29 protein-coding genes are annotated in these 26,632 nt (G+C 69.7%); 5 read left to right on the top strand and 24 right to left on the bottom strand.

The window, feature by feature from the left end:
* Positions 1-131: 131 nt before the first annotated feature.
* Positions 132-1,406, bottom strand: a complete 1,275-nt coding sequence (locus tag W5W_RS0106625) for a DNA glycosylase AlkZ-like family protein (RefSeq protein WP_017194819.1) — start codon at positions 1,404-1,406, stop codon at positions 132-134.
* Positions 1,407-1,436: 30 nt separating this feature from the next.
* Positions 1,437-2,132, bottom strand: coding sequence for an endonuclease NucS (gene nucS, locus W5W_RS0106620; RefSeq protein WP_017194818.1), 696 nt, complete (start codon positions 2,130-2,132; stop codon positions 1,437-1,439).
* A 108-nt stretch (positions 2,133-2,240) separates the two neighbouring features.
* Between nucS and W5W_RS0106615 the strand changes: the two genes are divergently transcribed.
* A complete protein-coding gene (locus W5W_RS0106615; RefSeq protein WP_017194817.1) occupies positions 2,241-3,752 on the top strand; it encodes a DUF418 domain-containing protein in 1,512 nt (503 codons plus the stop codon).
* Positions 3,753-3,791: 39 nt separating this feature from the next.
* On the opposite strand, the gene W5W_RS0106610 is transcribed toward W5W_RS0106615, so the two are convergent.
* The 16 genes from W5W_RS0106610 to W5W_RS0106535 form a co-directional block, all read right to left on the bottom strand.
* Positions 3,792-4,202, bottom strand: coding sequence for a DUF2550 family protein (locus tag W5W_RS0106610; protein WP_008732549.1), 411 nt, complete (start codon positions 4,200-4,202; stop codon positions 3,792-3,794).
* Between the two features lie 16 nt (positions 4,203-4,218).
* Complete coding sequence (locus W5W_RS0106605; RefSeq protein ID WP_008732550.1) at positions 4,219-4,557, bottom strand: F0F1 ATP synthase subunit delta/epsilon; 339 nt, start codon at positions 4,555-4,557, stop codon at positions 4,219-4,221.
* 1 nt (position 4,558) lies between these two features.
* Positions 4,559-5,998: a F0F1 ATP synthase subunit beta gene (gene atpD / locus W5W_RS0106600; RefSeq protein ID WP_008732543.1), complete on the bottom strand. Its 1,440-nt coding sequence runs from the start codon at positions 5,996-5,998 to the stop codon at positions 4,559-4,561.
* A gap of 53 nt (positions 5,999-6,051) precedes the next feature.
* Positions 6,052-6,996, bottom strand: a complete 945-nt coding sequence (locus W5W_RS0106595) for a F0F1 ATP synthase subunit gamma (RefSeq protein ID WP_008732547.1) — start codon at positions 6,994-6,996, stop codon at positions 6,052-6,054.
* A gap of 1 nt (position 6,997) precedes the next feature.
* Entirely contained in the window at positions 6,998-8,629 is a 1,632-nt protein-coding gene (gene atpA / locus W5W_RS0106590) for a F0F1 ATP synthase subunit alpha (RefSeq protein ID WP_017194816.1), read from the bottom strand.
* A gap of 67 nt (positions 8,630-8,696) precedes the next feature.
* Positions 8,697-9,521 carry a F0F1 ATP synthase subunit delta gene (locus W5W_RS0106585; RefSeq protein ID WP_017194815.1) on the bottom strand — a complete coding sequence of 275 codons (825 nt, stop codon included), beginning with the start codon at positions 9,519-9,521 and terminating at the stop codon, positions 8,697-8,699.
* Complete coding sequence (locus tag W5W_RS0106580; protein WP_017194814.1) at positions 9,518-10,132, bottom strand: F0F1 ATP synthase subunit B; 615 nt, start codon at positions 10,130-10,132, stop codon at positions 9,518-9,520. Before W5W_RS0106580 ends, W5W_RS0106585 begins: the two co-directional genes overlap by 4 nt.
* Positions 10,133-10,147: 15 nt before the next feature.
* Complete coding sequence (gene atpE, locus W5W_RS0106575) at positions 10,148-10,351, bottom strand: ATP synthase F0 subunit C (RefSeq protein WP_008732544.1); 204 nt, start codon at positions 10,349-10,351, stop codon at positions 10,148-10,150.
* A 178-nt stretch (positions 10,352-10,529) separates the two neighbouring features.
* Positions 10,530-11,354: a F0F1 ATP synthase subunit A gene (atpB, locus tag W5W_RS0106570; RefSeq protein WP_017194813.1), complete on the bottom strand. Its 825-nt coding sequence runs from the start codon at positions 11,352-11,354 to the stop codon at positions 10,530-10,532.
* A gap of 108 nt (positions 11,355-11,462) precedes the next feature.
* On the bottom strand, positions 11,463-11,954 hold the full coding sequence (locus tag W5W_RS14755) for a hypothetical protein (RefSeq protein ID WP_029574127.1): 492 nt from the start codon (positions 11,952-11,954) through the stop codon (positions 11,463-11,465).
* On the bottom strand, positions 11,951-13,084 hold the full coding sequence (locus W5W_RS0106560; protein ID WP_017194811.1) for an MraY family glycosyltransferase: 1,134 nt from the start codon (positions 13,082-13,084) through the stop codon (positions 11,951-11,953). Before W5W_RS0106560 ends, W5W_RS14755 begins: the two co-directional genes overlap by 4 nt.
* Entirely contained in the window at positions 13,081-13,851 is a 771-nt protein-coding gene (locus W5W_RS0106555; protein ID WP_017194810.1) for an L-threonylcarbamoyladenylate synthase, read from the bottom strand. Before W5W_RS0106555 ends, W5W_RS0106560 begins: the two co-directional genes overlap by 4 nt.
* Positions 13,852-13,916: 65 nt before the next feature.
* A complete protein-coding gene (locus W5W_RS0106550; protein ID WP_238533272.1) occupies positions 13,917-15,152 on the bottom strand; it encodes an exo-alpha-sialidase in 1,236 nt (411 codons plus the stop codon).
* A gap of 27 nt (positions 15,153-15,179) precedes the next feature.
* Positions 15,180-15,662 carry a DUF456 domain-containing protein gene (locus W5W_RS0106545; RefSeq protein ID WP_008731641.1) on the bottom strand — a complete coding sequence of 161 codons (483 nt, stop codon included), beginning with the start codon at positions 15,660-15,662 and terminating at the stop codon, positions 15,180-15,182.
* A 60-nt stretch (positions 15,663-15,722) separates the two neighbouring features.
* On the bottom strand, positions 15,723-16,418 hold the full coding sequence (locus W5W_RS0106540) for a response regulator (protein WP_008731644.1): 696 nt from the start codon (positions 16,416-16,418) through the stop codon (positions 15,723-15,725).
* 6 nt (positions 16,419-16,424) lie between these two features.
* On the bottom strand, positions 16,425-17,591 hold the full coding sequence (locus tag W5W_RS0106535; RefSeq protein WP_017194808.1) for an ATP-binding protein: 1,167 nt from the start codon (positions 17,589-17,591) through the stop codon (positions 16,425-16,427).
* 399 nt (positions 17,592-17,990) lie between these two features.
* Here W5W_RS0106535 and W5W_RS0106530 point away from each other — a divergent pair, with 399 nt between their 5' ends.
* On the top strand, positions 17,991-20,345 hold the full coding sequence (locus tag W5W_RS0106530; protein ID WP_017194807.1) for a PspC domain-containing protein: 2,355 nt from the start codon (positions 17,991-17,993) through the stop codon (positions 20,343-20,345).
* Between the two features lie 26 nt (positions 20,346-20,371).
* Entirely contained in the window at positions 20,372-20,932 is a 561-nt protein-coding gene (locus W5W_RS0106525; RefSeq protein ID WP_017194806.1) for a hypothetical protein, read from the top strand.
* A gap of 98 nt (positions 20,933-21,030) precedes the next feature.
* Here the strand turns inward: W5W_RS0106525 and W5W_RS0106520 are convergent, their stop codons facing one another.
* From W5W_RS0106520 to W5W_RS0106510, 3 genes are all read right to left on the bottom strand, one after another.
* On the bottom strand, positions 21,031-21,615 hold the full coding sequence (locus tag W5W_RS0106520; protein WP_008731637.1) for a DJ-1 family glyoxalase III: 585 nt from the start codon (positions 21,613-21,615) through the stop codon (positions 21,031-21,033).
* Positions 21,616-21,720: 105 nt separating this feature from the next.
* The gene (locus tag W5W_RS0106515; RefSeq protein ID WP_017194805.1) at positions 21,721-23,220 is read right to left on the bottom strand and encodes an alpha-amylase; all 1,500 of its coding nucleotides are present in this window, start codon (positions 23,218-23,220) and stop codon (positions 21,721-21,723) included.
* Between the two features lie 55 nt (positions 23,221-23,275).
* Positions 23,276-24,199: an alpha/beta hydrolase family protein gene (locus W5W_RS0106510; RefSeq protein ID WP_017194804.1), complete on the bottom strand. Its 924-nt coding sequence runs from the start codon at positions 24,197-24,199 to the stop codon at positions 23,276-23,278.
* Positions 24,200-24,349: 150 nt separating this feature from the next.
* Here W5W_RS0106510 and W5W_RS0106505 point away from each other — a divergent pair, with 150 nt between their 5' ends.
* Together W5W_RS0106505 and W5W_RS15655 are read left to right on the top strand one after the other, a co-directional pair.
* On the top strand, positions 24,350-24,553 hold the full coding sequence (locus tag W5W_RS0106505; protein ID WP_008734221.1) for a hypothetical protein: 204 nt from the start codon (positions 24,350-24,352) through the stop codon (positions 24,551-24,553).
* Positions 24,550-24,969: a type II toxin-antitoxin system death-on-curing family toxin gene (locus W5W_RS15655; protein ID WP_008734219.1), complete on the top strand. Its 420-nt coding sequence runs from the start codon at positions 24,550-24,552 to the stop codon at positions 24,967-24,969. Before W5W_RS0106505 ends, W5W_RS15655 begins: the two co-directional genes overlap by 4 nt.
* Here the strand turns inward: W5W_RS15655 and W5W_RS14750 are convergent.
* The 3 genes from W5W_RS14750 to W5W_RS0106490 are packed head-to-tail and all read right to left on the bottom strand — an operon-like array spanning position 24,887 to position 25,933.
* Positions 24,887-25,291 carry an alpha/beta hydrolase family protein gene (locus W5W_RS14750; protein ID WP_017194803.1) on the bottom strand — a complete coding sequence of 135 codons (405 nt, stop codon included), beginning with the start codon at positions 25,289-25,291 and terminating at the stop codon, positions 24,887-24,889. The two genes, W5W_RS15655 and W5W_RS14750, sit on opposite strands and share 83 nt — an antisense overlap.
* 31 nt (positions 25,292-25,322) lie before the next feature.
* Positions 25,323-25,709, bottom strand: coding sequence for a hypothetical protein (locus W5W_RS0106495; RefSeq protein WP_008729973.1), 387 nt, complete (start codon positions 25,707-25,709; stop codon positions 25,323-25,325).
* A gap of 14 nt (positions 25,710-25,723) precedes the next feature.
* A complete protein-coding gene (locus W5W_RS0106490) occupies positions 25,724-25,933 on the bottom strand; it encodes a type II toxin-antitoxin system HicA family toxin (protein WP_008729968.1) in 210 nt (69 codons plus the stop codon).
* Positions 25,934-26,632 lie beyond the last annotated feature (699 nt).

Genomic DNA, 26,632 nt, shown 5'->3' with positions numbered 1-26,632 from the left:
GTCGATCTCGTTCGAGAATGTCAATCTCGACAGCCTCAACAGGCTCAACAGGGCGGGCTAGCAGGCTGCACAGACTGCAGAGCGCTGCACGCCTCTACCGCACGCCTCCGCCGGGCGCCCCCAGCACGCCCCTACCGCGCCAGGCGCTTCTCGACGGCGGCCACCGCCCGAGCCGTATCGCGCTCGACCCGGGCCGAAGGCGCATTCCCACCCAGCCAGAGCACGCCCTCGCCCACAGGCCGCACGCCCACCAGCCGCCCCCGATCCACCAGGAGCGGGCGGAACATGCCGTTGGACGACGGGCAGATGAGTCGCTCGCCGGAGGCATCGGTCAAGCAGCTGCGATCCTTGTAGCCCACGTGAAGCTCATCGAAGGAGGGCAGGAAGCGCGCCGCCCGGGCCCGTCCGAGGCCGGCGTCGAGCAATTCGAGCAGATCGGCGCGCAGGTAGAGCAGGCCCGCGGACGGCACCCGCTCCCCGACCCCCAGGACTCGCAGACCTCCGCGCGCCCCACCCTCGACGACCGCGCGCACCAGGGGCACCCGGGCCGAGGCCGCATCGACGCCGTAGTCCGCGGCGCAGGTCTCCTCCACGGCGTCCTCCAGCGCCCGGGCGGCCTCCCGTTTGGGCAGGGTCGTCCACCTGGCCAGGTCATCGGCGCTGACGGGTCCATGACTGGTGGCGTAACGACGGGCGATCTCGGCCAGAGCCGCAGCGTGCCCCGGACCGCCTCGGCCGACCCCGGGTCCGACCGGCCCGCTGTCGGCATCGGGGAGCCGACCGGCGTCGATCACCAGATGCTCGTTACCGGTCCGCGGCCCCTGGACCAGAACCCCCTCGGCCTGGAGGCGGACCAGAAGGTGACGGCGCCGGTAGGACGAGACGTTCGCACCCTGGAAGGGGCCCATGAGGCCGGCCTCGCTCCAGACCTCCAGCAACTCGGAGCGCGACAGCGGCCCGCGCCGCCCGATCACGGCGAGAGCAGCCTCCGCGGCGCGCTCGCACAGGGCCCCGTCGACGCCGAACTCGGACTCCGAGCGGCGCGTCCACGCATCCATGCGGTGCCTGAGCGCCGCGCGCAGCCAGTGGTGATCCGAGGCGGCGGTGATGTGGACGGTGCCGCGCATGGGCCAGGAGCGGACCAGGTCCCCGCGCTCGAAGGCGTCCACCACATCGCTGCCGGTACTGGTCGAGGTGCGCACGATCAGGGCGTGCGGCACTGCGGAGACCTGCTGACCCTGAACGGCGAGCTGGCGGCGCACGGCCTCGACGGGCGTCGGCGCGGCGGTTGCCTCGATCAGCCCGTGGGCGACGATCCGCAGCAGCGACACCTGACGCGGCAGGGCGGAGGCAGCAGGCCTGGTCGACTTCGCCGGTCTGGCTGATCTGGCGGGCTTGGCTGCCATGAGGAGGCTCCCAGTAACAGCTCAGACGCTTCAGAAGAGGCGGGCGCCGGGATCGTCCATGCCGCGCATGGCGTCGTAGTCGAGCACGACGCAGCGGATGCCCCGGTCCTCGGCCAGCACCCGGGCCTGCGGCTTGATGGTCTGGGCGGCGAAGACCCCGTGCACAGGAGCCAGCACCGGGTCGCGATTCAGCAGCTCGAGGTAGCGGCTCAGCTGCTCGACGCCATCGATACCGCCCACGCGCTTGAGCTCGACGGCCACCGAGCCGCCGTCGGCGTCCTTGGCCATGATGTCCACCGGCCCGATGGCCGTGGGGTATTCGCGCCGCACGAGCCGATAACCGGCGCCCAGGACCTCGATCTGCTCGGCGAGGAGCTCCTGGAGGTGAGCCTCGACCCCGTCCTTGGTCAGCCCCGGATCGACGCCCAGATCCGCGCTGGCGTCGGAGAGGATCTCGAAGATGCGGATGACGAGCCGATCATCGGTCTTGGCGGCCGCGACCTCCCACCGGGCGACGACGCCGGCCTCGCGATCCTCATCATCGGGGTCGATCTCGCTGAGCCGGGCGGGCGGACTCATCCAGTTCAGGGGCTTGTAGGAGCCTCCATCGGAATGCACGAGGACCGAGCCGTCCGCCTTGACCATGATGAGGCGGGTGGCCCGGGGCAGGTGGGCGTCGAGGCGCCCGGAGTAGTCCACGGAGCAGCTGGCAATGACGACACGCACCCCGGCAGCCTACAGGTCCGGAGCTCCCCCGCCCATCAACGGCGTTCTAACGGCGCCTTACCGGCGCCCCCGCCCGTTAACGCTGTGCTTACCCGAGGACTGCTAGTGATGTTCTTCGTGACATCTACGCCTTCCAACACCGCCCCTGCCCCGGGGGTATCCGCCGGGCAGCCGTCGGCTGCGCACTCGGACGCGCTGCGCTACGGGTGGATCCTGCCCCGACGACGCGGCGCCTACCTCACCGGCACCGCCGGTCCGAACCGCCTGGGAGGGCTGGATGCCGCCCGAGGACTGGCGCTGCTCGGCATGATGGCGGCGCACGTGGGCTTCACGACCTGCGGGCTGACATCGCTGTCCGGCGTGCTCGACCAGGCGCACGGGCGCTCCGCGGTGCTCTTCGCCGTCATCGCCGGATTCTCGCTCGGCATCATGTCCGGCCGTGCCCGCCCCCACACGGGCGAGGCGCTGATCCGCACCCGGCTGCGAATACTCGTGCGCTCAGCACTGCTGCTGGCCATGGGCACGGGCCTGGCTCTGCTCGGCCCGCCGGTGGGCGTCATTCTGGGCTACTACGCCGCCTGGTTCGCCCTGGCCCTGCCCGTCCTGAGCTGGCGTCCCCGCAATCTGTTCATCCTGGCGGCCGTCATCGCAGTGGTCGGGCCGGTCATCAAGCTCGGCACACCCGTTGCTCTGAGTCACCTGGGAATGACCGCCTACCCGACGTCGGGGGACGGCAATGCCGCCGTCGTCTCCTTCCTCATCACCGGGTTCTACCCCGGCGCGCTGTGGATGGCCTACATCTTCCTGGGGCTGGGCCTGTCGCGCCTGGACTGGTCGCGCTCGCGCAACCTGTGGCGCCTGGCCGCGGTCGGCGCACTGTGCGCCGTGATCGGCTACGGCGCCGGCTGGAGCGTCAGCCGGGTCGTCAATCCGGACAAGCCCGACGCCTACCACTTGGTCTCCCCCGCGGACGCCGAGCAGTGCGTCAACGGGCAGAGTCGGTCCGCGCAGCAGATCGGCGCGAATCGAGCGCGGGGCGGGCAGGCCGACGGCCCTGCAGCACCGGATACCGCGCAACCGCCCTCGGACTCGGACTCGGACTCGGAATCGGCGAACACGACGGACGGGAGGGACGCGACAGACGCGACGGCGGCTGATACGACCGACAGCAGCACCGGGATCACCACCGGGAGCGGTGATGCGAACGACATGAGCGGCATGAACCGCATGGGGGGACAGCCCGTCAATCCCGCCCCCTTCAACGCGAAAGCCCTGGCCACCGCGGGACCGCACACCGACACGACCTTCGAGGCGGTGGGCTCGGGCGGCACGGCCATGCTGGTCATCGCCCTCCTCCAGCTCGTCTCCCGGCGCCTGCGCTGGGTGGTCGCCCCGTTGGCCGCCGTGGGGTCGATGTCGCTGACCGTCTACTGCGGGCACGTGGCCGCCATCTGGGCGCTCAACGCCTTGACCTTCACCACCGACGCTGAGGACAACCTGCTGTGGGCCGTCATGTCGACAGGATTCATCGCCTTCGCCATGGCCTGGTTCGCCGTGTGGGCCCGGGGTCCGCTGGAGCACCTCGTCCACGTCGTCTCCATGCGCGCGACCCGCGGATAGGGCTCCGGATAGGGCTCGACAGGCTCACAGAGGCTACAGCTACAGAAGCTTGGGCTGCGTCGGGGCCGCGGACTCCAGCCAGGCGACCATCGCGGAGTGGGAGTCCTCCACCATCGCCAGATCGAAGCGCTCACCGCGGTAGACGCACTCGACATCGACGATATTGCCCTCCGCACCCCTATGGCTGACTCCACCGAGCTCGATGTCGGCGCGCTCGAAGCGGTAACGCGGTCGCACGGACAGCGAGACCAGTCGCGTCCATTCCACCGAATCTCCGCCGAAGGTGGCGATGCCGCTCATCCAGCGGTTCCGCCCGGGGCGGCGCAAGGCGCATTCGAAGGAGCCGACGCGCCCGGCCAGGCGACGCAAGCGGACGATGAAGACCCCGATCAGGACGAGCACGACCAGCGCCGAGGCGCCTGCCGCCGTCCAGACCGGATGTCCCATCATGCGCTCTGGTCCCCGATCAATCCTCGATATCAGGGAGGTCCGGGAGGTCCACGGCCTCGGCCAGCACATCGCTGACTGGAGCGTCCTCGGCCCCGTCCCCCGCGGCATCGGCCGCCACAGTGACGGTGTCATGGCTCACCGAGCAGAAGCCGCCGGCCACCGGGACCTCGAAGGCCTCCCCATCGACGGGCACGATGCGCACGGCGCCGCGACCCACGATCGCCAGAATCGGCTGGCGCCCCGGCAGGATTCCGAGCTCGCCATCGGCCAGCGGGACCGTGAGCTGCCCGGCCTGGCCGCTCCAGGCCTCTCCCCCGGTGCGGGAGACGATCTCGACAGTCAGCGCCCCGGGCATGTCAGGCCGCCGTGCTCTCGGCCGCCCGACGCTCGAGATCCTCGATGCCGCCGATGTTGAAGAAGACCTGCTCGGGCAGGTGGTCGTAGTCGCCGTCGGCAATGCGCTTGAAGGCCTCGACGGTCTCGGACACGGGCACGGTGGAGCCGGGGACGCCGGTGAACTTCTCCGCCATGTACATGTTCTGGGACAGGAACTGCTCGATGCGCCGCGCCCGGCCCACGGTGACCTTGTCCTCCTCGGAGAGCTCGTCGATGCCCAGGATCGCGATGATGTCCTGGAGCTCCTTGTTCTTCTGGAGGATCGACTTGACCTGGGTGGCGACCTCGTAGTGCTCCCGGCCCACGTACTGCGGCGCGAGCAGGCGAGAGGTCGAGGCCAGCGGGTCCACGGCCGGGTAGATGCCGCGTGCGGCCACCTCGCGCGACAGCTCGGTCGTGGCGTCCAGGTGGGCGAAGGTCGTGGCCGGAGCCGGGTCGGTGTAGTCGTCAGCGGGCACGTAGATGGCCTGCAGGGAGGTGATGGAGTGGCCTCCGGCCGAGGTGATGCGCTCCTGAAGCAGACCCATCTCATCGGCGAGGTTGGGCTGGTAGCCCACGGCCGAGGGCATGCGGCCCAGCAGCGTGGAGACCTCGGATCCGGCCTGGGTGAAGCGGAAGATGTTGTCGATGAACAGCAGCACGTCCTGGTGCTGGACGTCGCGGAAGTACTCCGCCATGGTCAGCGCGGACAGGGCCACCCGCAGACGCGTGCCCGGCGGCTCGTCCATCTGCCCGAACACCAGGGCGGTCTTGTCGAAGACCCCGGCCTCGTCCATCTCGACGATGAGGTCGTTGCCCTCACGGGTGCGCTCGCCGACCCCGGCGAAGACGGACACGCCGTTGTGGTTGAGGGCCACGCGCTGGATCATCTCCTGGATGAGGACCGTCTTGCCGACGCCGGCGCCGCCGAACAGACCGATCTTGCCGCCCTGCACGTAGGGGGTGAGCAGATCGATGACCTTGATGCCGGTCTCGAACATCTGCTCCTTGGACTCCAACTGGTCGAAGGCCGGGGGCTGGCGGTGGATGGGCCAGCGCTCGGAGATCTCCAGATGCTCCCCCTCGTTGAGATTCAGGACCTCACCGGTGACGTTGAAGACGCGCCCCTTGGTGATGTCGCCGACGGGCACGGAGATGGGGGCGCCCGTGTCGTGCACCACCGAGCCGCGCACGAGGCCGTCGGTGGGCTTCAGAGAGATGGTGCGCACGATGTTGTCCCCCAGGTGCTGGGCGACCTCGAGAGTGATCTCGTGCGGCTCCTCGCCCTCGCCGGTCGCCTGGATGGTCACCTTGAGGGCGTTGTACATCGCGGGGATCGCGTCCGGCGGGAACTCGACGTCGACGACGGCGCCGATGATCCGGGTGATGCGCCCGGTACCGGGGGTGGTGGTGTCAGCCATGATGCGTTCTTCCGTGTCCGTTCTGCCAGAAGCTGGGGTCTGACCCGCGCGGTCTATTCGGCGCCCAGGGCGTCGGCACCCGAGACGATCTCCGTGATCTCCTGGGTGATGTCGCCCTGGCGCGCCGCGTTGGCCAGGCGGGTGTAGGTGATGATGAGGTCCTCGGCGTTGTCCGTGGCGGTGTGCATGGCCTGCTGGCGACTGGCGAGCTCGGAGGCCGCCGCCTGGAGCAGGGAGTTGCGGATGCGCGAGCGGACGTAGCGCGTGAGCAGGCCGTCGAGGACCTCGGAGGCGGAGGGCTCGAATTCGTACAGCGGCTCGGCCCCCGACGCCTCGGGGTGGACCCGGGGCTGGGTCGCGACGATGTCCTCCCGGTTGATCTGCCCGGGGCCATCGACATCGACGACGGTCAGCGGCAGCATGCGGCGGACCTCGGGGACTTGAGAGACCATGGAGACGTAGCGCGTGAAGACGATGTGGACCGAGCCCACTCCTCCGGCCGAGGCCGGCAGGAGGAAGTACTCCAGGAGCATGGTGGCCACCTCATCGATGGCCGTATCGGTGGGGCGATCGGACTGGCCCACCCAGGAGTACTCCACCTCCCGCCGGCGGAAGGTGAAGTAGGAGTGGGCGCGGCGCCCGAAGGTGAAGATCACCGGCTCCTTGCCGTCCTCGATCAGCTGGTCGATGAGCCGCTCGGACTCGCGCAGGATGGTCGCCGAGTAGGCCCCGGCCATGCCGCGGTCGGAGGTGACCACGAGCACGGCCACGCGGTTGGTGTCGGTGCGCTCCTGAATGATCGGGTGATCGAGGCGCGCGTAGGTGCCCACGGCGGCCACGGCCTCGGACAGGGCGTGGTCGTAGGGACTCGCCTCCTGCGCGTTGCGGCGTGCGGCACCGATCCGGGAGGAGGCGATGAGCTCCATGGCCCGGAACACCTTCTGAAGGGTCTGGGTGGATCGGATGCGCTGCTTGTAAACGCGCTGGTTGCCTGCCACGTCAGCCCCTCTTGAGCACGATCTGCTCGGCGGTGTGCTCGGCGGGAGCCTCGTCCTCGGCGGCGGCGACCTCGCTGGAGAGCATCTTGTCCCCGGACAGGTAGGTGGTGCGGAAGGACTCCACGGCCTTGCGCAGGGACTTCTCGGCCTCCTCGTCGAGGGTGCCGCTGTCCCGGATGGTGTCAAGGATCTCGGTGTTGCGGCGCAGACGATCGAGAAGGGCGGTCTCGAAGGGCAGAACGTCGTCAACATCCAGATCGTCGAGATACCCGTTGGTCCCGGTCCATACGCTGACCACCTGCTCCTCGACCGGGTAGGGCGTGAACTGGGGCTGCTTGAGCAGCTCCATGAGACGCTCCCCGCGAGTCAGCTGCTGGCGGGTGGCGGCGTCCAGGTCGGAGGCGAACATGGCGAAGGCCTGCATGGAGCGGTACTGCGCCAGGGTGATCTTGAGCGTACCGGCGACCTTCTTCATGGCCTTGACCTGCGCGGCGCCGCCGACACGGGAGACCGAGATGCCCACGTCCACAGCGGGGCGCTGGTCGGAGTTGAACAGGTCGGACTGGAGGAAGATCTGGCCGTCGGTGATGGAGATGACATTGGTGGGGATGTAGGCCGAGACGTCGTTGGCCTTCGTCTCGATGATCGGCAGGCCGGTCATCGAGCCCGCGCCCAGGTCGTCGGAGAGCTTGGCGCAGCGCTCCAGCAGGCGGGAGTGCAGGTAGAAGACGTCACCGGGGTAGGCCTCACGGCCCGGCGGGCGGCGCAGCAGCAGCGAGACGGCTCGGTAGGCCTCGGCCTGCTTGGACAGATCGTCGAAGACGATCAGCACGTGCTTGCCGGAGTACATCCAGTGCTGCCCGATGGCACTGCCGGTGTACGGGGACAGGTACTTGAACCCGGCGGGATCGGAGGCCGGGGAGGCGACGATGGTGGTGTACTCCAGGGCGCCGTGCTCCTCCAGGACGGAGCGCACCGAGGCGATCGTCGATCCCTTCTGACCGGTGGCGACGTAGATGCAGCGCACCTGCTGAGCGGGATCGCCGGTCTCCCAGACGGCCTTCTGGTTGAGGATCGTGTCCAGCGCGATGGCGGTCTTGCCGGTCTTGCGGTCGCCGATGATGAGCTGGCGCTGGCCGCGGCCGATCGGGATCATCGAGTCGATGGCCTTCAACCCGGTCTGCAGCGGCTCGTAGACCGATTTGCGGGCCATGACGCCGGGGGCCTGGAGCTCCAGGGCGCGCCTGCCCTCGGCGGGGATCGCGCCCAGGCCGTCGATGGGGCGCCCCAGGGGATCGACGACGCGGCCGAGATAGCCGTCGCCGACCGGCACCGATAGGACCTCGCCGGTGCGCCGCACGGTCTGCCCCTCGTCGATGCCGGCGAAGTCGCCCAGGACGACGACGCCGATCTCGCGCTCGTCGAGGTTCATCGCCAGGCCGGCGGTGCCGTCCTCGAAGGTGAGGAGCTCGTTGGCCATGACGCCGGGCAGGCCCTCGACGTGGGCGATGCCGTCGGCGGCGAAGACGACGTGACCGACCTCCTCCGCCGCGACCTGCGCCGGCTTGTAGGACGCGACGAACTCGTCCAGGGCCGAACGGACGTCCTCCGGCCTGATGGTCAGCTCTGCCATCTGTCGTCTCCTTGCTGTGTGCTGCTGGGTGGCGCCTGCGGGGCGCCGGAAGTCTGAGGGCGGGCGTTCAGCCCGTCAACCGGTTGCGCAGTCCGGTGACGGTGCTGCGGACGGTGGAATCCATGACGAGGTCGCGCACGGAGACCCTGACCCCGCCGATGACGGAGGGGTCGACCTTCATGTTGAGCTCGATGTCGGTGCCGATGCGCTGGGCGAGGACCGCGCGGAGGCGCGCCTCCTGGACCCTCGTCATCGGGATGGCGGTGACGACGTCGGCGATCGTGCGATTCTGCAGGGCGGCGGCCAGCTCGGTGACCCGGCGCAGGTTGTGCGGCACCCCGCCGGCCGTGATCCCCGGTCGATGCCGCACGCACCAGATCACCAGGCTCATCGCCGGGGCCGAGATATGCGAGGCGAACAGGTGACGGGCCAGGTCGACGCGATCGTCCTGACGGCTGCGCCGGGAGGGCTCGAGAGACTCTCGGATCTCCCGGTTGTCGGCCAGGACCCGTTGAACGGCGAAGAGCTGCTGCTCGACGTCGTCGAGGGTGCCGCCGGCGCGCGCTCCGGTGAGAATGGCCTGGATGCCCAGGTCGTGCAGAGCGGTGATGAGGTCGACCGGATGGGACCAGCGCCCGCGAACAAGCGCCTGCAGAAGGGCGACAACGCGCTCATCCACCCGTCCCGCGAAGAGACGAGCGACCAGCAGCGCCTTGTCGTCGGACGTGCGGCCGGGGTCGGTCAGAGGCCCGCGCAACGGCTTGACGGCCACCTCATGAGCCAGGACGAGGATCTGCTCGCCGAGCTCCTGCGCCTGCGGACCGGCCGACGCCAGGACCGGGTCCCAGGCCTCGGCGGCGACGGCGCGACTGGTGGCGGTCCCGGTCCTCACCGGACTGCTCCCTCACCGGTCGGGGCGACGCTCTGCCTACCACTGGGCGCCGCCTCGAGATCGTCCAGGAAGCGGTCGATGACCCGTGCGGACAGCTCGGTGTCCTTGAGCTGCTCGCCGACGATCTTCTCGGCCAGGGAGGAGGCCAGCAGCCCGACGTCGGTGCGCAGACTGATCTGAGCGGCCTGCTTGTCCGCCTGGATCTGGCGCTCGGCGGCGTCCAGTGCCTTGCCCGCCTCGCCCTGGGCCGCCTCACGGGCGGCTGCGACGATCTCCTGGGCCTGGGCCTGGGCGTCCTCGCGGATCTTGGCGGCATCGCGGCGGGCGTCCTCGACCAGGCGCGCGGCCTTGAGCTCGGCGTTGGTCTGGTCCTCTTTGGCCTTATCGGCCAGCTCGAGGCCCTCCTCGATGCGGCGCGTGCGCTCATCGAGGACCTTGGTGAAGCGGGGCAGGGCGTATCTGAGGAGCACCACCGCGATGATGACGAAGGCGACTGTGCCCCATACGAGGTCGGAGGTCTCCGGCAGCAGCATGTTGCCGCTCTCCTCGCCGCCCTCAGAAGCGGCGGGGAGTACTGCGTTCGCTGCGTTCAGTGCGATCTCGAGGGTCATCAGGACCGCCCGGACTCAGAAGGCGAAGCCCGCGGCGAAGCCGAGCAGACCGAGGGCCTCGATGAGAGCGGCGCCGATGAACATGTTGGCGCGCAGCGCGCCGGCGAGCTCCGGCTGGCGGGCGGTGCCCTCCTGGGTCTTGGCCACGACGAGGCCGATGCCGATGCCGGGGCCGATGGTGGCGAGGCCGTAACCGATGGTCGCAATGCTGCCGGTCATAGTTGGTTCTCCTTGGAGATCGGACGTCCGGGGCGAGCCCGGAGGCTTGTGGGCGGGTGTTCAGATGGGATATTAGAGGATCGGAATGCTGGAATATTGGAATATCAAAATATCGGCGATCGTAGAAGGCGTGAAATCCGTTGCGACTAATTGGGACAAATTGGGACTAATGAAAGTACTAATGCGAGTCCAGAGAGGATCCGATGTAGACGGCGGTGAGTAGAGCGAAAATATAGGCCTGCAGAGTGGCGACGAAAACCTCGAACAGGACGAAGGCCAGCGCCACGCCGAAGGTGACCACTCCCAGCCCCTTGAGGGCGGAGGCCGCATGGAAGAACAGGGCGCTCGTGGCGGCGTAGCACAGGGCGAGCAGGAAGTGCCCCGAGACCATGTTGGCCAGAAGACGGATGGTCAAAGTCACCGGCCGCATGATGAGGTTGGAGAGGAACTCGATGGGGATGATGAGGATCCACAGGGCCTTCGGCACCCCCGCGGGCAGCACGGAGCTGCGCAGGAAGCCGCCCAGGCCGTGACTCTTGATGCCGGCGTAGAAGAAGACGACGTAGGCCACCACGGCGAAGACGATCGGCATGCCGATGACGCTGGTGGCGGCGATATTGAGGCCGGGAATGACGCCGGAGATATTGAGGAAGAGCACGCCCAGGAAGATCGTGGTGATGATGGGCACGTAAGGCTTGGCGCGCCGCTCGCCGATGATCTCCTCGGCGATATTGACCCGGGCGAAGCCGAGAAGCATCTCGCACACGTTCTGGAAGCGCCCGGGGACCACCTTGGCGCGCGCAGCGCCAATACCGAAGAAGAGCACGAGAGCGGCAGTCATGATCAGACGCACCATCATGATGCGATTGATCTCGAACGGGGTCCCCACGAGCAGGAAGGCCTCGGGGAAGAAATCGGCCAGGGTGGGAGGCTCGAAACCCTCACCGCCCCCGGCGGCTGGAGCGACCGCTGCTAGTCCGGCAGCGAGAGTCGCGCTCGTCATCACCAGGTCTCCTTCGAACGAATCGTGGCGTCACAAGCTGCAGTGCCCTCAACTGCTCTGAGCAGGTGCTCTGAGCAGGCACCGAATCGCGGGGCGCCGGGTGACACCTTACCCGTCATCGCTCCTGGAATCGACCGTTAAAGAGCGCCTATTGGCCAGTGAAACGATCTCAATGGCGGCCACGCCCAGCAGCACCGCGGCCAGCGTCCCCAGGAACCACACCGGAGACATGGCGGACTTGTACGGTCTCGCCAGCACCACCACGCCGATCATGACGATGATCTTGCCGATGAAGGACAGCATGGCGCCGCTGGAGCCGAGTCGCGGGACGCGGTCCCAGGGCGCGGCCAGAACCGCCGCCGTGATCGCCGTCAGGAGCGCGCCCGCACCCGCACCCCAGGCGGCGCCGACCCATGCCCGGCCTCCCGCCAGATGACCCGCCGCGAGCCCGAGGGCCGCGAGCGCGCCTCCGACCAGGCCCACCCGCACGGCGGCGAGCCGGAAGACCTCCTGATGCGTGCGGACGGCTGAGCCCGATGCCGATCGCCTCTTCGACCCGGCCGCTCGGGGGTCCGTTGCGCGGCTGCCACCGGCGCTCATCGGTTACGCCTCCCGGTGCGCCGGGCGCCGAGGCGGCGGGCCCAGGACTGCCGCAATCCCGGCATCATGTCGGCAGTGACGACCAGCACCGCGATCGCGCCGACGCCGGCGCCCACGAGCACGTTGCGCAGTGGGAAGAAGGCCATGGCGGCGCAGGAGAAGGAGATCAGGGCCGCCCACACGTACATCACCAGCACGGCCCGGCGGTGGGAGTGGCCGGCGGCCAGCAGACGGTGGTGCATGTGCATGCGGTCGGGGTGGAAGGGGCTGTGACCGGCCCAGGTGCGCCGCGTGATCGCCATCATCATGTCGGTCAGGGGCAGCAGCAGCACCGCCAGTGGGATGAGCACCGGCAGGAACACGGGCACCGCGGTGGTGCCCTCGATGGACAGCGGATCGATCTGGCCGGTGACGATGATGGTTCCGGCCGCCGAGATGAGCCCGAGCTGCATGGAGCCGGAGTCGCCCATGAAGATCGTGGACGGATGGAAGTTGTGGGGCAGGAAGCCCACGCAGATCCCGATCAGGGCGGCGATCACGGTGGCCGCCAGGGACGTGTAGGAGGCGGGCTGCGTGGTGCGGGTCAGCACGTAGACGTAGAGGAAGAAGGCGCTCGCGCCGATGCCGATGATGCCGGCGGCCAGGCCGTCGAGCCCATCGACGAAGTTGACCGCGTTGATGACGGCCAGCACCACCAGAACGGTGGAGAACAGGCTGAGCCGCGAGGATCCCAGGGTGACCCCGCCAACGGGGAAGGTGATGAGCTGAACCCCCCGCCAGGCCATGACCCCGGCGGCCAGGATCTGCCCGGAGAGCTTGGCCCACCAGTCCAGCTCCCACAGGTCATCGACGACCCCCAGGAAGCACACCATTCCCGCCCCCAGCACGACCGCCCAGGCGGAGGAGTCGATGACGGCGGCCAGGTAGGGGATCTGGGAGGCCACGGTCACGGCGGAGGCGAATCCCACGAACATGGCCACGCCCCCGAGCCGCGGGATCGGGGTGGAGTGGACATCGCGGGCGCGCACCGGGGTCAGGGCATTGGATACCAGCGCGACGTGCCGCACGATCGGAACGGACACATAGGTGACGGCCGCCGCCACCAGAAGAACCAGCAGGTAGACCCTCATGCTCCGACCTCCCTGGGCTGCCCGTCCGTCGCATCGGCGAGCGGCGCGGCTCCGGCCGCCCGCAGCACGGGGTCGACGACGGCGGCGAGGGCCGCGCGGGCCAGGACCCCGTCGCGGAGCACCACCGGCGTCAGGGCGCGGTCGGCCGCCAGGGACACGATCGTGGAGGGCACCGGGCCGGGCGTCGGCCCGCCGTCGAGCACGATGACGCCCCCGGAACCGTCGTCATGGCCGCCGAGGGGGGCGCCGGAGGGGAAGGCGGCCCGCGCAGCGGCGGCGTCGGTGGCCGGGGGCTCACCGGTGCGGTTGGCGCTGGTGACCGCCATGGGGCCGGTGACCCGCAGCAGGGACAGGGCCAGCGGGTGATCGGGCATGCGCACCGCGATGGTGCCGCCAGTCTCGCCGAGGTCCCAGCCCAGGTCGGGGGCGGCGGTGAGGACCAGGGTCAGCGCGCCGGGCCAGAAAGTCTCGATCAGGGCGCGGGCGGCGGACGGGATGTCGGCCACGACGCCGGCGAGCTGGTCGGGGCCGGCGACCAGCACCGGCGGGGGCATCTGGCGGCCGCGTCCCTTGGCGGCCAGGAGCCGGGCGACGGCAGCGGGATCCGAGGCCAGGGCGCCGATGCCGTACACGGTGTCCGTGGGCACGACCAGCAGGCCACCGCCCTGCACGTGCGCCGCAGCGCGCTCCAGCGCCTCAAAGGCCTCAGACGTTACCGGGCGCCGCTGCGCCCGCATCACCCAGGTGTCGTGATCTGACTGGTCCATCACGGCGGACATCCTCCCACGGATCTGATGGACAGGACTCGGGTGCCGCTCGGGCGGCATCGCACTCAGGTCTCGACGACGAAGCACGCCAGCGTCGTATCGGGCTCCTGCGGCTGCTCGGCCACCACCACGACGCGCGCGCCGGTCCCCTGGGACCGGGGGATCACGGCTGCGTCCGAGTAGCCGAAAGGCTCGTCAGCACCCGTCAGAACGGCCAGGTCCCGCCATTCGGATGCTCCGGCGGGGAGCACCGAGAGCCTGCCCGCGCACCGGCTGCGGTGGTCGCCGGCGTGGGAGCAGACCACGGCACCGCCGGGCAGCACCACGAGAGAGCCGTTGCAACCGGGGTCGGGCAGCGTCTCCTCGGAATGCGGAGTCGTCCACGTCATGGCGCCGTCGTGGGACTGCGCCGTCAGGCGTCTGCCGCCGTAGCCGCCGTCGCGGGCGCTGAGCAGAAGGCCGCCCTGCGCGCCGGATCCTGCCGGGAGCTCGGCGAGAGCCCATTCATCGACGCCGGTGGTGGCGGCCCCGCCGGCCAGGCTCGCCGCCCCGGTCCCCTCGGGCGCGGGCACATCGCGCCCCAAGAACCAGGTGGCACCGGCGTCGTCGGACAGCAATGCGGTGGCGCGCACGGGCCGGGTGCCGTCGGGGCGCGGCGCCAGGGCGGTGACCAGGGGCTGGACGAGCCGACCGGCGTGGGCGCCGTGGGCCAGCGTCAGGCCGTGACCGGACACGGGGAAGCCGACGACGCCGTCGGGCCGCTCGACCGTGGGAGCGAGCAGGGCGGTCAGGTCCTCCCAGTCCCAGGTGATGCCCGCATCAGCGCTCACAGCGTGCAGCAGGCGCAGAGTGCCCGGCTCGGGCGCCAGGCCCTCCCGAGCGGAGGGCGAGGGCGGGTGGGCCCCGAACAGGCCGACGTCGGTGGCCGCGGCGGCGAACAGGTGCAGGCGCCCGGTCTGCGGGTCGTACAGGACGGAGGGGTCCGAGACGCCGCCCAACCCGACGTCGGTGGGCATGAGCCGCTGGGGCGCGGACCAGGTGACCCCGGCGTCATCGGAGCGGCGCAGCCACAGGCTGTTGGGGTTGGGCAGGTCGTCGGGCAGGGCGCCGCCGTGCTCGCGCCAGGCGCCGGCGCCGGGGCGGGGGCGGTGATCATGGACCAGCAGGAGCGGACCGTCCGGCAGGGCGACCAGGGCGGGCACGCGCAGCGACCCGGATGAGCCGCCAGGCAGATCGCGGGTGCTCAGGCGCCCGGTCATCGTCACATCCGGCTGGTCTATCGCATCAGTCACAGCGGACATCCTCCCACGGATCCGCGGGACCGGACGTCAGCCAGCCGCAAGGGCCACGGCCCACGCGACCGCGGCGACCAGGCAGCCGCTCAGCTCGAAGAGGATCGCCAGGCCCTGCGCCTTGACTGCCTCCCAGACGGCGGCCCGGGCAGTGGCCTGGTCGGCGCCACGGACCAGTTCCCACAGGTACACGCCCAGGCAGAAGCCGAGCGGCAATCCCACCACCGGCACCAGGAAGAAGCCGATCACCCCGACCAGGCCTCCCACGAGCAGGGAGCGGCCGGGCACTCCTGCACGGCGCAGCCGCCGCCCCACCAGGACGTACTTGCCCACGCTCGTGATCGCCACGGCGAGGGCGGACACCGCCAGCGCGATCCAGGCGGCGGCCCCGCCCGTGACGACCGCCCACACGGCGACGGCCGCCAGCACGAGAGCCGGACCGGGATAGATCTGCGTCAGGGCACCGCCCAGTCCAATGACGATGACCAGACCGACAATCACGTTCCCGACAGTTCCCACAGGCACAGCTTGCCATACCGTTCAGCGACCGATGAGCCGACTGGGCGCCGGGCGGGCGGGTCACAGGAGGTGGCGGGCGGCGGCCCAGCGGGTGAGCTCGTTGCGGTTGGACAGCTGCAGTTTGCGCAGCACCGCCGAGACGTGCGTCTCCACGGTCTTGATGCTGATGAACAGTTCGCCGGCGCATTCCCTGTAGGTGTAGCCGCGGGCGATGAGCCGCATGACCTCGCGCTCCCGGGACGACAGGCGGTCGAGCTCGGAATCCGCCACGGCCACCTCCCCCGCACCTGCTCCGAAAGCGTCCAGCACGAAGCCGGCCAGGCGCGGGGAGAAGGCGGCGTCCCCGGCTGCCACGCGCCGCACCGCCTGGGCCAGATCGGCCGTCGAGATCGCCTTGGTGACGTAGCCGCGAGCGCCGGCGCGGATGACGCCGACGACGTCATCGCTGGCGTCGGACACGCTCAGGGCGAGGAAGCGCGTGGCCGGCGCGTCCTGGCAGGCGACCACTACCTCGGCCCCTCCCCCGCCGTTGCCGCCCGGCAGGTGCACGTCGAGCAGGACGACGTCGGGCGTCAGCGCGTGCACGGCGGCGACGGCGCCCTCGACGTCGTCCGCCTCCCCGACAACCTCGAGGTCGGCGGCGTGGGCGGCGAGCTCGGAGCGCACACCGGCGCGCACGAGGGCGTGGTCGTCGACGACCAGGACGCGCAGGGCGGAATCGCTGGAATCGGCGGGGGCGACGGGATCAACCATCATCGGGCATCATGCTCCTTGGGACGGGGTGGGAAGAGAGAGGATGACTTCGGTGCCCTGGGCGAGGCGACGAATGACGCCCTTACCGCCGTGGCGATCCATGCGGGCGATGATGGACTCGCGCACGCCGTGGCGGTCGGAGGCGATCGTATCGAGATCGAAGCCGGGGCCGCGATCGCGCACGAAGACCTCCATCTGCCTGTCGCTGAGCTCGGCGTAGACGGACACCGGCGGGGCGCCGTGGCGCACGGCGTTGGACAGAGCCTCGCGCGCAGCGGCGACGATGACCTCGGTGGCGCGGTCCGGGACGCGGTCGCCCACGACCACCAGCTCGACGTCCGCGCCGTAGCGGTCCTCGGCCTCCCCGACGAGGTCGCGCATGGCGTCGGCCACCGACGTGCCCGCCTCGGGACGGTCGGTGTAGAGCCAGGCCCGCAGCTCGCGCTCCTGGGAGCGGGCGAGACGGGCAACGGTCGCGGGCTCGTCAGCGCGCTTGCGAATGAGGGTGAGGGTCTGCAGGACCGAGTCGTGAAGATGAGCGGCGATGTCGGCGCGCTCGGCCTCGCGCACTTCGGCGGCGCGGGTCTCGGCCAGCGCCCGGTTGGTGCGCAGCCACAGCGGAGTCAGGATGAGCCCGATGCCGATGATGAGAGCAATACTGGTCAAAGAGCCCGCCAGCAGGGCGCCCGGGGCGGTGTCGCGGCTCATCCACATCAGAATCCCGACTGCCGCCAGGGCCACGCCCCCGGTCATGCGCACACGCGCGCCGACGCCGTGTCCGGGTTTGGTCACGGCATCGACCTGGGACCACACGAGCGCGGTTCCGCAACCGGTGACGATCAGCGGCCCGCCCCAGCTGACGGAGGACAGGAGCCCCTCCCGCCACAGTTCGAGCAGAACGGCCGCGAGCAGGAGAGCCCCTCCGCCGAGGATGGAGCGCAGGCGCCCCGACACCGAGATGAGCTCGGTCGGCCTGCCGGCGAGCCGGGCGCGACTCGGGGGTGCTGCCCCGGCAGCCTCGGCCCACGGGTCGCCCACCGGGACGGCGATCCACAGCAGCACGTAGAGCATGACGCCGGCGCCCCCGCATAAAGCGGCCGCAACGGCGAAGAATCGCACGAGGGTCACGGACAGGCCGAGGTGGGCGGCAACGCCAGCGCACACACCGGCCACCATGCGCGGGGCCCGCCGTCGCGAGGACGTGTGCACGGAAAGCGCGGCGAGCTGAGCGGAGGTCAGACGGGACAGATGGCGACGAGGGCGCCGCAGCGGCAGCGGTCTGGCAGCGGCGCGGCTGCCCCGTGCGGAGGATCGGAGGGGCCCGGCTCCATGCGGCCATTCATTCGACCATTGCGGCGATGGGGGCCGCCCCTGCACGGGTCGCCCCCCGGATGATTGTTGTCGGGCCATGGTCGTCGCGGTCGTCACGGCACTATCGTGGCACGCCGGGCGGGGCCCGAAGCCCGCTGCGCGGAGAATTCAGGGCAGTTTCAGGGCAGGTGGGGAGCGAAATAGGGGACGGCTCAGGGTCTCTCCCGATCGCCGGGGCGCCCATCCGACGACGACCATAGAGCCATGAGCAATTCCGACCTGCCCCCAACCGGCCCACCCGACAATGACCCGTCTGCTCCGTCTAATCCGTCTCCCGATGGCTTTCCGACGTCGTCGCCAGGAGGAGCCGAGCCGAACCCCGATGCGGCGTTCTCCCAGGGTCCTGCCAACGGCGCCGATCAGGGCCAGTGGTACTACCCGCCGCGACGCAGTTCAACGGCCGGCTTCTTCGACTCGATCCGGCGCTCCGGCCTGGTGCGCACCGAACATCGGTGGGTCGGCGGGGTGGCCGGCGGTGTCGCACAGCGCCTGGGCGTGGACGCCACACTCGTGCGCTGCATCTGGGTGGTCCTGTCGATCCTCACCGGCCTGGGGGCGATTATCTACGCCCTGGGCTGGGCGTTCCTGCCGGAGGAGTCCGACGGAAGGATTCACGTCGAGCAGGCCCTGGTCGGCGATGTGAGCGCCGGCCTGGCCGGGTCGATCCTCTTCTTCATCGCCGGCCTGGCCTCCGCGGACGACGGCCTGTTCCCCACATGGCTCCTGGGCACCTATCACGCAACCGGCGGCCTGTCGTTCATCTGGGGCCTCTTCTGGGTGCTGTTCTGGGTCTTCCTGATCAGCGCACTGATCATCTGGCTCATCCGATCACTGAGCTCCCGGGAGAAGCACGGTCCGCAACCGCACCCCGGCCAGTTCGACCAGTTCGGACGGCCCGTATGGAACGGACAGCCATGGGCACCTCGCACCGGACCCGCCAACGGCGGACGCGCTCCGGGCCGACAGCAGACTGCGCGGGCCGAGGGAGCGCCGGCGGCACAGGCTGCGCAGACCGCCGGCGGTCCCCGGACCGGCACGGATGCAGCAGTTGCCGCAGATGCAACGAATGCAGCCGAAGCAGCAAGTACAGCCAATACAGAAAACACACCGAAGCCGTCGACAGGCGCCCCGAACGACGCGCACGGCGCGCAGACGGCCTTCGCCCCCGAGAGCACCGGCGAGTCCCGCCCGGCTCACGGGTGGACGGCCCCCGGGCCCTCGCCGATGCCGCCGCGAGGCCGCATGGCCCCGCAGCCTGGACGCGCGGCGCCCATGGGCGCCCCGACCACGCCCTTCGGAGCGGGACGACCCGCTCCGGGCACGGCCGGAATGCCGGGGATGCAGGGGATGCAGGGAATGCCCAGCGCCCCGCCCCGATCCGTTTACGCTCCCCGACCCGTGCCGCCACCGCGCCCCCGTATCCCGGGCCCCGGCAAGACGGTGAGCCTGCTGGTGATCGGGCTGGCCCTGATCGGTCTGGCAGTCCTGGGCATGATGCGCGCGTGGCACACCATCAGTGTCCTGCAGACGGTGTTCATCACATCCGGCGGCCTGGTTCTTCTGCTGGCGGGCGGCATCGTGATCTCCGCGCTGCGGGGACGGCGGGGCGGATGGATGACCGGATTCGGCTGGCTGGCCGCCCTGGTCGCCCTGCCGCTGCTCGCCTTCGGCTCGGTCCTTCCCCCAGATGCCATCAAGAGTCCTGCGGTCACCGACCCGGTCACCATCACTCTGAGCGATACCGACCTGGACCCCAGCACGACCACCTACCCGACCACATCCGAGGGCGCCATTGATCTGGGCACATACGGAGCCGGTTCGATCACCCTCGACCTGCGCCAGGTCACCCGCGCCGCCGGTCCTGACAGCTCTGAAAGCGCCCAGGTGCACCTGGCAGTCGGTACCGGGCGCATCCGCATCAAGACCAACGAGGGGCAGAAGGTGCGCGTGGGCGCTCGCCCCAGACTCGGGATGGTCGAAGCCGAGCTCGGCTCGCCGTGGATCCTCAGCGGCTCCACCGTCGAGCAAGACCATGGCTGGTCCGGCGAGGCCGTGAGGAACTACACGGTGGATGGGAACGAATCGTACTCGTCCAGTCTGCTGCAGCCCGCCCACGGCTTCACCCAGCTCACCTCGCCCGCCACTGAGGGGACCACCGCCCTCGATGTCGACGCCCAGCTCGGGACTGGCGCGGTCCAGGTCGAGGAGTCCTCCCCTCAGGTGCGCTGGAGGGGATCGACGCAGACCAGCACATGGGTCGTGGACTATTGGACCGACAGCGACGGCGTCCACCACGGTGAGCTTCCGGTGGAGGGCATGACTCATCCGGCTGTCGGCTCGGATGACGCAGAGCAGTGCCTGGAACAGCTCCGCGCCGACGACGACTCGTTCCCGGACGCGGGCGAAAGCTCATGGCGCGAACTGTCCGAGCTGTCCAGCGCGCAGCGCTCCGCATACGAGAACTGTTTGACCACCGCATGGGAGCAGGGCAAGGGAACCCCGGGGTCCACACCCGCGACGACGCCCAGCGCCACGCCCTCGCCAACCCCGACGAACTGACCCGACATCCTCCAGGAGACGAAATCATGAGCACCAACAGCACTCACAGCCCCGACAGCACAGACAACACCCCCACCACCCGCATGTCCGCCGACGCCGAGAACGCTAAAAACACAGAGAATACAGAGAGCCTGCCAACCGACGGCATCACGCACACCGAGCCTCTGCCGACGGCCGACGCCACGGCGACGATGAGCCCCGAGGAGGCCGAGGCGGCCGCCACCATCACCGACATGACAACGCCCACCGAGCCCGGCGAACCCGATAAGTCCACTGAGTCCAGTGACCGCACGAAGTCCAGCGATCCCGGCAGGAAGGCGTCGGCACACCTCGGCCCTGACGGGGTCTGGACGTCCAGCTCCCTGGAACGGGAGCCGGATTCTCACCACCAGCGCAGGCCGATCCGTAGGACCACACTGGCCTGGGGCATGATCCTGGCGATTCTGGGCGGGCTGGTCGTCGCCTTCGGAGCCGGCCTGCACGTCGATCTGGCCGCGACGGGGATCATCCTGCTGGGGAGCACCGGACTGCTCATCCTGCTGGCCGCGCTGATCCCCCAATCCCCGAGGAGCTCCGCACAGGCCTGAGGCCTCAGCGAGTCGCCCGATATGAGGGGCCGGATTCCGTGACGGAATCCGGCCCCTCATGTCATTAACGGCCTCAGCGCCGGCAGTCAGCACTGCTCTCAGTACTGGTGGACGACGCCCTTCTTGACCGCTTCGACAGCGGCATCGTCGAGCAGGAAGCGGATGATCTCCAGCCCCAGGTCGACAGCGGTGGCCATGCCGCGGCTGGTCAGCAGGTTGCCATCGACCACGACGCTGTCCTCGCTGACCTCGGCGCCGTTCTCCTGGAGAACATGAAGGAAGCCCGGGTTGGCGGTGGCGCGGCGCCCGTCCAGCAGCCCGAGTTCGGCGAGGATCGACGGCGCCGCGCAGATCGCCGCCAGGGGCAGGTCCATCTCCAGGCGGCGGGTCGCCTCATCGGTCACCGCCCGGGTGCCCTTGAGGTTCGGGGTGCCGGGGATGCCGCCCGGCAGGAAGACGAGGGCGTAGTCGGCCAAATCGACGTCGGACAGGAGCGCATCGCAGCGGAAGGTGACACGGTGGGAGCTGGTGATCTCGAGGTCGTCGCCCACGGCGAGCATGTCGACTCCGATCCCGGCGCGGTAGAGCAGGTCGACAACGGCCAGGGCCTCGACCTCCTCCAGGCCATCGGCGACGAGCACGGCGACCCTGTCATCAGTGGTGAGCTGGTCCGGTGCGGGCACGATTCCTCCTCAGACATACAAGACATGCACGGGACATGCACGGGCGCGTACGGCGGATGCGCATACGGTCCCCTGACCATCAATGCTAGAGGATCGACATGCCCGTCAGCGCTGCCGCAGCAGGCGCTGCTCGGCGCCCTCGAGAATCGCCTGCGCCGCCTCGGGCACGTACGCGCTCAGGCCGCCGTCGGACACGGGCAGCTCCACCGCGCCGTCGTCGCCGATCACGACCGGCTCGTGGCCGCCCAGCACGCAGATCCACCGCTCCCCCGCGTGACGGGCTCCGACGTCGATCCGCTTGGAACCCGCCCGGCGGTCGGACAGCACGACCGCCAGCCCCGAACCGGGGTGGGCGTCGTCCCCCTCGCGCGCGAAACCGATGATGTCCGGCTCGTCGAGGGCGTCGTGCTGTCGACCGTGCGCCAGAGAGCGGCGCATGGTCATCAGCAGCGGAAGCTCGGTGACGGCGGGCAGGTCGCCCGTCTCGGGGGTGCCGAACAGGTCGCCCCAGAAGATGCAGGGGGTCCCCGCCTCGCGAAGGAGGATGAGGGCGTAGGCGGATGGTTTGAACCACGACTGGATGGTGGAGGCCAGCGACTGGCCGGGCTGGGTGTCGTGATTCTCGACGAAGGTGACGGCGCGGGCGGGGTCGGCCCCCACGAGGGTCCCCTCGAAGAGGCGGGACAGGTCGACGTCGCCGTTGGAGGCGGAGGCCGCGTGGAGGTGGAAGTGGAGGGGAACGTCGAACAGGCTCGTGAAGGGCACGACCTCCAGGTAGCGCTGCAGCTCGGAGACCTCGCGGGACCAGTACTCGCCCACGGCGGGCAGGTCGCGCCCGGTGGCCCGGCGCAGCTCGGGCAACCACCTGGCGAAGAAGTCGGCGCCCATGTGCTTGAGCGCGTCCAGGCGCAGCCCGTCCACGCCAGTGGTCTCCACGTACCACCGGCCCCACCTGTCGAGCTCGGCGGCGACCCGGGGGTCGGTGACCTGGACGTCGGCGCCCATGAGGTAGTCGTAGTTGCCGAGCTCGTCGGTGACGTGCTCGCTCCACTGCTTGCCCTCGAAGAGCCACACGCCGGCCAGATGGCGCGCCTCATCCCAGTCGGTGCCGTGGAAGCAGGTCCAGTCCCAGGTGAAGTCCGAGTAGGCCCCGGCGCGCCCGGGGAAGGTGTAGCGGGTCCAGGCCGTGATCTCCTCGGCCGGCCCGATGGGGCGGCGCCGATCCTCGGGATCGACGGGGAAGGCGCGCACGACCTCGGTGTCGTCGGCCCCCATGCGATGGTTGAGGACGATATCGGCGACGACCGCGATTCCGGCGGCGTGAAGGGCCTCGACGGCGGCGAGGTACTCGTCCTTGGTGCCGTACTTGGTGGCCACGGAGCCCTTCTGGTCGAATTCGCCCAGGTCGTAGGTGTCGTAGACGCCGTAGCCGACGTCCTCGGCCCCGGCCCGTCCCTTGTAGGCGGGCGGGAGCCACGCGGAGGTGACGCCGCAGTCCGCCAGCAGGGAGGCGTTGTCGGCCAGGAGCCGCCAATGGGAGGAGTCGGCGGGCAGATCCCAGGCGAAGGCCTGGAGCAGGAGGGGATTGATCGGGTCGTCGCTCACGCGCAGCGACAGTGCCAGGCGATCCCGAGAAATTCCTGAGAGTCCGGCAGCCGGATCAGGCGCCCTCCAGCACCTCGCACCAGGCCAGGAAGGCCTCGGTGCGCGCCACGGCGTCGGCGAATCGCTCGTCGCCGAATCCATGGGCGGCACCGGGAATCCGCACGAGGCGGGCGTCCGGCAGCAGGCGCGCCGCATTCTCGGACACCGAGATCGGCACATCGGCGTCCTGCTCGCCGTGGACCAGCAGCACCGGGAGACGCAGCCGTGCCAGCCGTGCCAGCTCGGCATCGATGTCCAGGGACCACGCGTCAACGGCGTAGCGGCGCCCGAGGGTGACATCGCGCCCGTCGACGCGGTGCGTGAAGGTCTGCGGCACCGCGGAGGCGGACGATGCCGAGCCGAAGCGGGCGCGCGTCGTCTGCGGCAGGCGCAGCGCCGGGTACCACAGGACGAGGGCGCTCATCCGGGTCGGCCTGCGGGCGGCTGCCAGAACCGCGACGAGCCCGCCCTGGCTGCGACCGAACAGAGCCGTCCGACCGGCGTCCACGAAGGGCCAGGCTCCCGCAGCGTCCAGCACCGCCTCCAGGTCGGCGAGCTCGGTGAGCACCGACATGCCGGTCATCGACCCCGCGGTGGGTGCCCCGCCCCCGCGGAAGGAGGGGACGACGGCGACCGCCCCGGCCGTCGCGAACCGCTGCGCGATTCCCGCCACCCGCAGCCCCGACTCCCCCAAGCCGTGACAGCACACCACCAGGGGCGCACGCACTCGTCCGGCGGCGGCGTCACGGGGCACGTAGACCAGCGAGTGAACCTGCGAGCCCAGCAGATCCGATCCAGCCGGGCTGCTGCCGTCGGCAACCGACGCACTGAACTCACGCGTGAGGAACTCGCCCGCCGCACTCACCGTCCCGGCCCCGTCCCGGTTGCCTTCATCCCGCACGGCCTGGACGTCCCGCGCGCCCTGAGCGCGACTGCGCACATGCGCACCCTTCCCTTCCACACCCTTCTGCAACCTTTCTGCACCCGATGACGCCGGCATCAGGCTGCCGACGGGCCACAACAGCCTACGGGAGGCCGCCCAGCGCGCACACCGCTGAGTCCGGGGATACCGCATCGGTATCATGGGCGCATGACGATGACTCTGCGTTTGACCGAGGACGACGAACGTGTCCTGGCCCGCCTGGCGCAGGAGGACGGGATCACTCTTCAAGAGGCGACAATTCGGGCGATCCGCGAGACAGCCGAACGTCGCGGCCATGAACAGCGCGTGAAAGACGCCTCGGCTCGCGTTCGAGACCGCTACGCCGATGTTCTGGAGCGCCTCGGTCGATGACCGAGTACCTCGCACTCGAAGACCTGCTTGCACTTACGGCCGAACTCGGAGTCGGGCCGGTGCGCGACCTCGGCTTACTGGAGTCGGCAGTGCGCCGACCGGCAACCATCCTGTGGGGTCGTGACGCATATACGACGATCAATGAGAAGGCCGCTGCACTGCTTGACTCTGTGGTGCGCAACCACCCCCTGGTGGACGGGAACAAGCGCTTGGGATGGCTCGCTGCACTCGTCTTCCTGGATATCAATGGTCACTGGATAGAGGCTCCCGACGACGACGCCTACGACTTGGTCATCGCTATCGCATGCGGTCGACCCGCGCTTGAGGAGATCGCTACGGCTCTGTCGCAATGGCATTCGCCGTGCCCCGGAAGGCGAGGCGGGCCAGAACGGGAGCGGTGTCGGTCATCTCGGTGAGCACGGACATGCCGGTCATGGACCCCGCGGTGGGCGACCCGCCCCCGCGGAAGGAGGGGACGACGGCAACCGCCCCGGCCGTCGCGAACCGCTGCGCGATTCCCGCCACCCGCAGCCCCGACTCCCCCAAGCCGTGACAGCACACCACCAGGGGCGCACGCACTCGTCCGGCGGCGGCGTCGCGGGGCACATAGACCAGCGAGTGAACCTGCGAGCCCAGCGGGTCCGATCCGCCCGGACCACCGACGGCGGCAACCGATGTGCTGAACTCACGAGTGAGGAATTCGCCCGCTGCCGGGAGTTGAGCAGTGCGGGGTGACATGACGATCTGCCCTTTCCTGGATGATCCGGACTCAGGCGTCGGCTTTCTCCAACTGGTAGACGCGCTGCTTGCTGATGCCCAGCACGCGCCCGACATCGGCGGCGCTGTAGCGCTGCTTGCGCAGCTCGAGCACCACACCCCGACGGCGTGCCGCCGCGCCGGCCTGGGCCTTCCTGGCCTCCTCCTCATCACGCCCGGCGGCCCGCCATTCGGCAAGGGCGTGCTCGGCGGCCTTGACGGTGACGTGAACAGCGATAGTGGCGGGATCGGCGTCGAGCCACATGGCCACCACACCCTGCGCCTCGTCGTCGACCTCGGCGAGACTGCGCGCCTGACCCCCGATGCCCAGCTCGGGAATCTCGAACACCCACCACCTTCCCTCTCGCTCGACGACGACCTCATAAGTTCGCACGCCCATAACGTTCTCCTTCCTCACTGCCACTGCGTGGGCACATCCACGCCCGCTCGCTTGAGCTGCATCAGCACCCCGGCCGAGATCTCGCGATGCCCGGCCGGGATCACGGCTCTGATCGAGCCATCAGGCAGCCCCCAGATCTCGTGACTGCCCTGCCCGCCACGCAAGCGCACCCAACCGATGCTCTTGAGATATCTGAGCACGTCCCGCGTCTTCTGAGGCTTCATCAAAGATAATCTACTCCCCCCTTTATTACAAGAACAATAGGGGCTTGCCTTGATGTGCAGAGAACGCGAAGCCCCCATCACCCCAACACCCGAGCAGCGCCAAGGCGCGAGCGCACGAGAGATAGCGAGGGATAGGCAGTACGCGTCACCGCAGGCGAACGGGTCGCGCCCGGCCTCCCCAAGCTGGGCGCTTCCACTCGGGTAAGCCCCCACCGGGCGGACTGCCCCGTTACCGGATCAGCCCCTGGACCGAGGATGCGCCGTCGACCGTGCCGGGAGGCGTCGGATCGACCGAGCACATGCATGTGCATCAGCCTCGGCTACCCCCTGCCCAGGGGCAGGGTGAGGCAGGCCCGGAGGCGATCCGCACATGGGAGAGGGGCCACCCAACAGAGCGAAGACAAGTTTTCGTTGTAATCCCGCCAATCTATCCGCGTCCTCACGATCGAGCGATGTGCTCCCATGTGCACATAGAGGGGTCTGTGCACATGGGAGCATGTCAGCCTGTCTTGGCTGATGCCCGGGAATCGCGGAACCACGCGGAAAACTGCACTCGCCCCAGCGAAGCTCCTCCTCTCCCATGCGCGACCTTCCCCAAAAGCCCTTTCACACCTCGTCAACGCGACCGCAGCTCCTGCTCCGCCGGTCTCCTGAACCGATTTCGATGCGGAACTGAACCGATCTCGAGGCGGAATACGA

The organism is Actinomyces massiliensis 4401292 (assembly GCF_000269805.1).
Classification (GTDB): domain Bacteria; phylum Actinomycetota; class Actinomycetes; order Actinomycetales; family Actinomycetaceae; genus Actinomyces; species Actinomyces massiliensis.
This window is presented reverse-complemented; position numbering and strand designations above follow the sequence as displayed.